General features: G+C 37.8%; 3 protein-coding genes. All 3 read left to right on the plus strand.

Translation table 11 applies throughout. From position 1 onward, the window contains the following. Positions 1–113: 113 nt before the first annotated feature. Positions 114–2,117 (plus strand): S-layer homology domain-containing protein, encoded by a 2,004-nt coding sequence (locus tag EK386_RS14795; RefSeq protein WP_126659957.1) that lies wholly within the window; start codon positions 114–116, stop codon positions 2,115–2,117. Positions 2,118–2,243: 126 nt separating this feature from the next. Beyond that, entirely contained in the window at positions 2,244–4,115 is a 1,872-nt protein-coding gene (locus EK386_RS14800) for an FAD-dependent oxidoreductase (protein WP_126659958.1), read from the plus strand. 266 nt (positions 4,116–4,381) lie between these two features. Further along, positions 4,382–7,661, plus strand: a 3,280-nt coding sequence (locus EK386_RS14805) for an S-layer homology domain-containing protein (RefSeq protein WP_126659959.1), incomplete at its 3' end; no start/stop codon positions are given.

Below are 7,661 nucleotides of genomic sequence, written 5' to 3' on the forward strand. Positions count from 1 at the left end.
TACATGCACTATTAGGAAATCAATCCTATTTTTCTAGCAATCCCCCAATCTAGGATAAATGTATGATATATTCTAAATATCTTAACATTTTTCTACATATTGGAGTGAGTATATTGGTAAGAAAACTTGGGATGATGATCATGGTCGTCATCATGGTGCAATTTGTGTTTAATACGTCATTTGCACAAGCATCTGTATTTGACACGAAAATTAGTGAAGTAAAAACAGTCGTATCACCAAACGTAACGCACATTAAAAGAAACTATCAATCTGGTTCGATTAAAGAAGCGGTGCATGTGCTAGACGTGAACCTGCAAGATACATACACAAGTTTAGAGATTGGGTTCCCTAAGCCATTAAAATCTCTTAAAACAACGAGTAGTTTAGCAAAAGAATACAGTTATGAAGGGCATCGAGTAGTAGGCGCAGTGAATGCGGCGTATTTTTTAGGAACTGGTGCGCCTGCCAATTTATTAGCTCAAAATAATGAGATCATCAATTACGGTATTTTAGGTGTTTCTACAGAAAGTCCAACGCAAAAACCGGTTGCCTTTGGTATTTCGAAAACTGGAAAAGCGATCGCAGACTATTACACAACCGATTTATCTTTCACGGTAGATGGGAAAAAGTATGCGCTTGATTCCATTGACAATGTACGATCAAAAGATATGAACGTTCTATACACACCTGATATGGCATCAACAGGCACAAATGAATGGGGCCTTGAAATTGTTGTAACGAATGCCTCACAAGATACAAAAACATTGCATTTTGGTGATTCCTTCACAGGGATTGTTTCAAGTGTAGCAAAATATGGTACAAAAGGAAACGCAAGCGTACCATCAGATGGCTTTGTTATTTCCGTTCAAAATCAAACAGTGGCAACAGAAATCCAAAATGCGATTGAAGAGGGTTCGGAAATCGAAGTTAATCTAGCAATCGATCAAAAATGGATGGATGCAGAATTTATTTTAGCAGCAGGTCCTTTATTAGTAAAAGATAATAAAGTGAATATTTCTATGTCAACATCTACATCCTTTGCTAAAACTCGTGCGCCTCGTACTGCGGTTGCCGTGGATGCTACAGGATCGAGAGTGTTTCTTGTGACGGTGGATGGTCGACAAAGTGGCTATAGTACTGGGACAAGTCTTATGGATTTAGCTTCGTATTTAATTTCTTTAGGTGCAAGCGCGGCAATCAATCTAGATGGTGGCGGTTCGACTACCATGGTGACACGTGCTCCTGGAGGCTATTACCCAACATTGGTGAACAAACCTTCTGACGGTAGTGAGCGTCGAGTGTCTGCAATTTTACAAGTCGTAAACTCGGCGCCATTAGGCAACATTAAAGCGATTAAACTAAGTAACAATGGAAGCGAAGTAGAAATTGGTTCGTCTCTTGATATGAAAATTTCGTCAGCCTATGATGAATACCTTAATCCAGTCGCAATTAATCCTGCTGACATGAACTGGACGGTACAAGGGAATATCGGGACAATGAACGGTGCGACGTTTGTAGCTGAAAAGAGCGGCACAGGCAAAATTATTGGGGAATATGAAGGCGTAAAAGCTGAAATTTCGATTACTGTTGCAGCGAAAAGTGGAAGCTACAAAGATGTGAATAGCAGTCACTGGGCATATGAATCCATCGAAAATTTAAATAAAAGTGGTCTAATTAAAGGGTTTACGGATGGAACGTTTAGACCAGAAGCGACGATTTCACGTGCAGAAGTAGCAGTAATCATTGCAAGAGCATTAAATTTACAAGCAACAACAACACCGAATTTTTCTGATGTGAAAAGTAGCAGCTATGCATATAGTGGAATCGCTGCAGTTTCTGAGGCTGGCATTATTACAGGTCGTGAACCAGGAAAGTTTGATCCAGATGGGAAGCTGACACGTGCGGAAATGGCTTCGATTTTAACAAGAGCCTACAACTTACAGGGAACAGGGAATGTGCAATATACAGATATTAACGCTAATCATTGGGCATATAGCTACGTCCAAACCCTTGTTGCCAATAATTTAGTAGCAGGCTATGTGGATAATACATTCAGACCAAATGAAAAAGTATCCCGTGCACAATTTGCTGCATTTATTGACAGAGTGAATAAATAGTTGGAAAGGAGTGTCTCAAATAGCGAGATGCTCCTTTTGTTTTAATCGGGGCTTCACGAGTTTAAACTTGTTTAATTGCATGTTAAAATAGAAATTATGTCTATAAATAGGAAATTGGAGGATAATATGTCGAAAAAGTTAGTGTTAACAGTTGTAGGAATTTTAATTATTCTTATTGCGGCATTTTTTGGTTATAAATATTACCAAGATCGTAATGGTTCACCAGCGAAGGCAGAGAACATTCCATATGAAAAGCCTACAGCGGTTGAAAAGTTTGACGAAGAATATGATGTCATTGTCATTGGTGGGGAGCCTGAGGGGGTGGCAGCAGCCGTATCAGCCGCTCGAAATGGTTCGAAAACACTACTAGTTGAAAATAGAGAAGAACTTGGTGGTTTATTTACGTATGGGATGTTAAATTTCTTAGATATCCCTCAAGGTGAAAAAGAAGATTCGGTTAGTAAAGGGATTTTCGAAGAGTGGCATAAGCTAGTAGGGAAAGGCAATGCGTTTGGGATTGAACAAGCAAAAGCAGCCTTTCAAAAACTTGTGGATGACGAATCCTTAATTACATTAACGACAAATACAGAAGTAACGGAATCCGTATTAGATGGCAATCGAGTAGTAGGCGTGAAAATTAAAAATGAACACGGTGAATTTGATATTAAAGGGAAGGCGTTTATTGATGCTACTCAAGACGCTGATTTTGCTGTGATGTCGAACGCGCCTTATTTTGTAGGTGGACAAGACATTGGCATTGCTGATAAAAAAATGGCCGTTACGTTAATGATTCATTTGAAAGATGTGGATTGGGATGGCGTGAAAGAAACAGCAAAATCTGAAAAATTCGGCGTTGCAGATGTTACCGATTCGGTTGCATGGGGCTTCTCGGATTTACATTATGACTACGAACCAATTGAGGAAAATACCCGTTTACGTGGGCTAAACCTTGTAAAGATTGATAACGATTATTACATCAATGCCCTGCAAATTTTCGGAATTGACGGATTAGATGCGGAGTCGAAAAAAGAAGCAATCGAAATTGGGAAACGTGAAACAGATCATATTTTAAACTATTTACAACAAGAGTTCCCAGGGTTTGAAAATGCGAAAATTGCAAGCTACCCAACGGAATTGTATGTACGAGAAACGCGTCATATTGAGGCGGAGTACCAATTATCCATGGCGGATGTTTGGACAAACCGTGATCATTGGGATAGCATTGGCTATGGTGCGTATCCAGTAGACGTACAAGCACAAACGCCGAGTGATTATGGCTATGTGTTATCAAGTCCAAAACAATACGCAATACCATTTAGAACGATCGTACCGAAAGAAATAGATGGACTTCTCGTTGCAGGACGTTCTACAGGTTACTCTTCATTAGCAGCAGGGAGTGCCCGCGTCGTTCCAACAGGGATGATCACAGGTGAAGCAGCAGGTGTTGCTTCTGCCATTGCCATCGAAGAAAATATTACATTTAGAGAGCTAAGCCAAAATGAAGAGCTAATCGAGAAAATGCGTTCGATATTGAGTGAACAAGGCGCATTCGTGAAACACATTGATACGGACTATCCATATGAAGGGGAATGGTATGACGAATCCATTCAAACGATCATGAATTACGGATTAGTCGTTGCTGGCTATACAAATGACTTAAGAGTGGAGGAACCAGCAACAAAACAAGGCTTACTCAACATGATAAATGCTTCAATTGAACGCGCGAACCCAGAAGTTAGTAAAAAGCTCGAAGACAAAATACATCCACTCTATGCCGAGGCCTTTAGTGAGGAAAAGACTCCTCTCCAGTTAACGGACGTGACAGAAGTTTTAGGAGAGTTATTTGTGGACGATTCACAGGCTAGCTGGCAAACGTTAATTGATAAAGGAATCATTCGTGCAAATGTTGCGGAAAATATTGATGCAACAAATCATGAGCTTACAATGAAAGAAATGTACGCGATTAGCGGAGACGTTATTAATTATGTGAAAGAATAACTTGGAATTATATATAGTTTTAGAAACGGCTTTAGTCCTATTTTAAAGGATTAAAGCCGTTTTGTCGTTTTGATAAAATATCATATAGATAAATAGAATTATTAATGATACTTAAAAATAACATTTTATAAGCCTATCTATCTACAAAAAGGATTAGCTAAAAATACCGTAATTTTACATATATTTTACATTTTTAATAGACTTGTGGTATGCGTTACCATATAATTGGGTTTGTAAAAAAATACTATTTATAGAGGAGATTGATTATGAAGAAAAAATCAAAAAAGCTCTTAAACGCAACCATAGCATCAGCAGTTGTAGCATCAGCAGTAGTCGTAGTAGCGCCAAACGCAGTAGATGCAAGTACAAAATTCCCAGATTTAAAAGGCTCTGAGTATTATTATGATTCAGTAATCAATTTGACTGAGCGTGGTATTATTAAAGGGTTTCCTGATGGAACATTTGGTCCAACGAAATTAATCACACGTGGACAAGCAGCACAAATTATTGCGGGTTCACTTGGATTAGACACAAAAAATGTAAATAATCCTAAATTTACCGATGTATCGACAACTAATTGGGCTTATGGAGCAATTGCTGCTCTAACAGAAGCGAAAATTGTTAGTGGCTACCCAGATCGTACATACCAATCTGATCGTTACATTACACGAAATGAAATGGCTATAATGATAGCGAAAGCTTATCAATTAAAAAGTTCAAATGATGTAGAACTTCCATTTAATGACGTAAATCCTCAGTTTGAACAATATATTAATGCACTTTATACAAATAATGTAACGGCTGGAATATCAGCGATGAAATATAGTGGTACAGCAAATGTGACCCGTGGAGAACTAGCAACATTTGTAACACGTGCAGAATCTGCGATGGATGCAATTGAAGAAAATAATACCACTTTCACAATCTCAGAAATTGCTGGTACTAAAGTAGAAGGCTTTGATATCCCAGAAGCATTAAGAGGATTATTAAACGAAAAGAATAGTGCGGCATTAGCAGGAGCCTTTGTAAAAGCAGAAATTAAAGACGGAAAAATTGTAGCAATTAATTCCCTTCAATTAAATACGGCAGGAAAAGAAGGCGCAGTTCTTATTTTAGATGGTGGAAATACAACAATTAAAGGGGATTTACTTGTAAATGCGGACTACATTGAAGTGAAAAATTTGACTGTTCAAGGCAATGTATCACTTTCAAGTAATGTTGTAAATGGATTCACAGCAGATGGCTTAGTAAACAATGGTGAGTTTATCGTTGAAGAGGCAACTAATCCAGTGGCTTCATTAACACCATTCTTTGCGGCTGCAACAAATGGTCCAGTAATTGATTTTAAAAATAGTAATTTGAACAAAGTACATGTTAAACGTGACAATGTAACAGTAGGATCGGATGCAAAATTACCTGAGTTAACGATTTCGGCGAATGTTTCATCGATTCAAGTAGATGCAGATGTAACAACGGTAACGGTTGATGTAACGATCGGCATCAATATTACGGGTTCAGGTTCATTTGACCAAGTTGCACTTGAAAAAGCAGTAGAAGTAGCATTAAACATTTCAGGCACAATTGCAAAATTAGCAGTAAATAATCCTGAAGCTAAAGTAGAAGTAGATACAAAAATTAAAATCGGCGAGGTAACTTTACCTGCAGATTCTAATGCCAAAGACATCATCAAAAACTATGAATCTATCCAATCAAATATTGCAAAAGTAGTTGCAGGAGATAATGTAACAACACCAGGTACTAATAATGGAAGCGCTAACCCAGGCGGATCAGGATCATCTGGTGGCAGTGGCGGTGGATCGGGGTCAACTGGTGGTGGTGATCAAGTTACGGTAACAAGTGTACAGGCAACTGTCGGTGATGATGGTAAGAAGATTACAATAACAGCTAATGTAACAAATACAACAGCAACAAAAGCAACGATTGAATTTTATAAAGTGGAAAATGGTGTAGTAGCCAGCGCTCCATTATCTACGTATACTCGTGAACCAAATATTGTAAACGGTAAAGTTAATTTTGAGTCTTCTGAATTACCAAAAGGCACATATCAAGTAAAAGTAACTGTAGGAAGTGTAACAGGTATAGCAACACAGTATGTGACTGTAACTAACTCAATGTTTGTACCAGGTAAAACATCCACTACAACAGTCACTGATGGTGCAACAGTGAAATCTGGATCAAATGATCAAATAGCTACAATTAAAATTGAAGGCACAACATTAACAGCGACTAGTGTAGCAGTAGGGGAATTCACAGTTACATTAACTGATGACAAACAATACCGTGTGAGCGTAGACTACTCTGGGAATGTACAAGTAACAGTGAGTGACCAAGTTGCGCCAACAGTTACTCATACTCCATCTGATTATGGTGTAATAAATGAACCAATTAATATCTCTGTTGATGTAACTGATAACGTAGGGGTAACTAGTGTAAAACTATTCTATAAAACGCCTAGTGAAACAACTTATACGGAAGTATCTATGAATAAAGGTGTTGGTTCTAATTATAACTATGATATTCCAGAAGTATCGGCAAATAGTATTCAATACTACATCGAGGCAAAAGATGCTGCAGGTAATACTAAAAAATTTGCTGATAAAGAAAATCCAAGTGAAATCAAATTACTAACTTATTTAGATGCAACGCAAAAAGCAATAAATGAGTTACTTGAAGTAACTGAAATTAATGGATATAAATACGCTGAATTGGTAGTGGGTGTTGATGAAAATAAAGTTGCTTTAGTAGAAAATATGATAGAACAACTTAGTGAAGGACCAGAAAAAGAATCTCTAAAAACAAAAGTTAATCATGTTCGTCAAATGTTAGGACTAAAAATTACCGAATTAACAGTAGAGGAGATAAACAATACTGTAGAGTTACAATGGAATGCTGTTGAAGGTGCAAACGGTTATGAAGTTTATTATTATCAAGGAGACAGTGCACCTTCTAATCCGTATGATTGGGAACTTGCTTGGGGTAATGGAGAAAGACCTTCTGTGAATAATTTTACAATATCAGGATTACAAAATGATAAATATGTATTTAAAGTTGTAGCATTTAAAAATGATACAGATTATATACTGTATGGATATGAATATATTTCTGATTTTGTGACATTAGTGGACCAACCTGCGGCAACGTTTGCATTTGATGCACAGGGTGGAACAGTAGGAGAAACGCAAGATGATGTAACATTTGAAAATGGAACATTTACAATTGCGGCAGGATCTACATTAACAACGTTCACATTCACAGTAACGACAGGTACTGTTGACGCACCAGTAGTTACAAACTACACAGCAACAAAAGCACAAAACGGTACTTGGTCAGCAGCTCCAACGCCAGTAGCAGCAACGTTTGCATTTGATGCACAGGGTGGAACAGTAGGAGAAACGCAAGATGATGTAACATTTGAAAATGGAACATTTACAATTGCGGCAGGATCTACATTAACAACGTTCACATTCACAGTAACGACAGGTACTGTTGACGCACCAGTAGTTACAAACTACACAGCAACAAAAG

The organism is Lysinibacillus antri (assembly GCF_003977595.1).
GTDB classification, from domain to species: domain Bacteria; phylum Bacillota; class Bacilli; order Bacillales_A; family Planococcaceae; genus Ureibacillus; species Ureibacillus antri.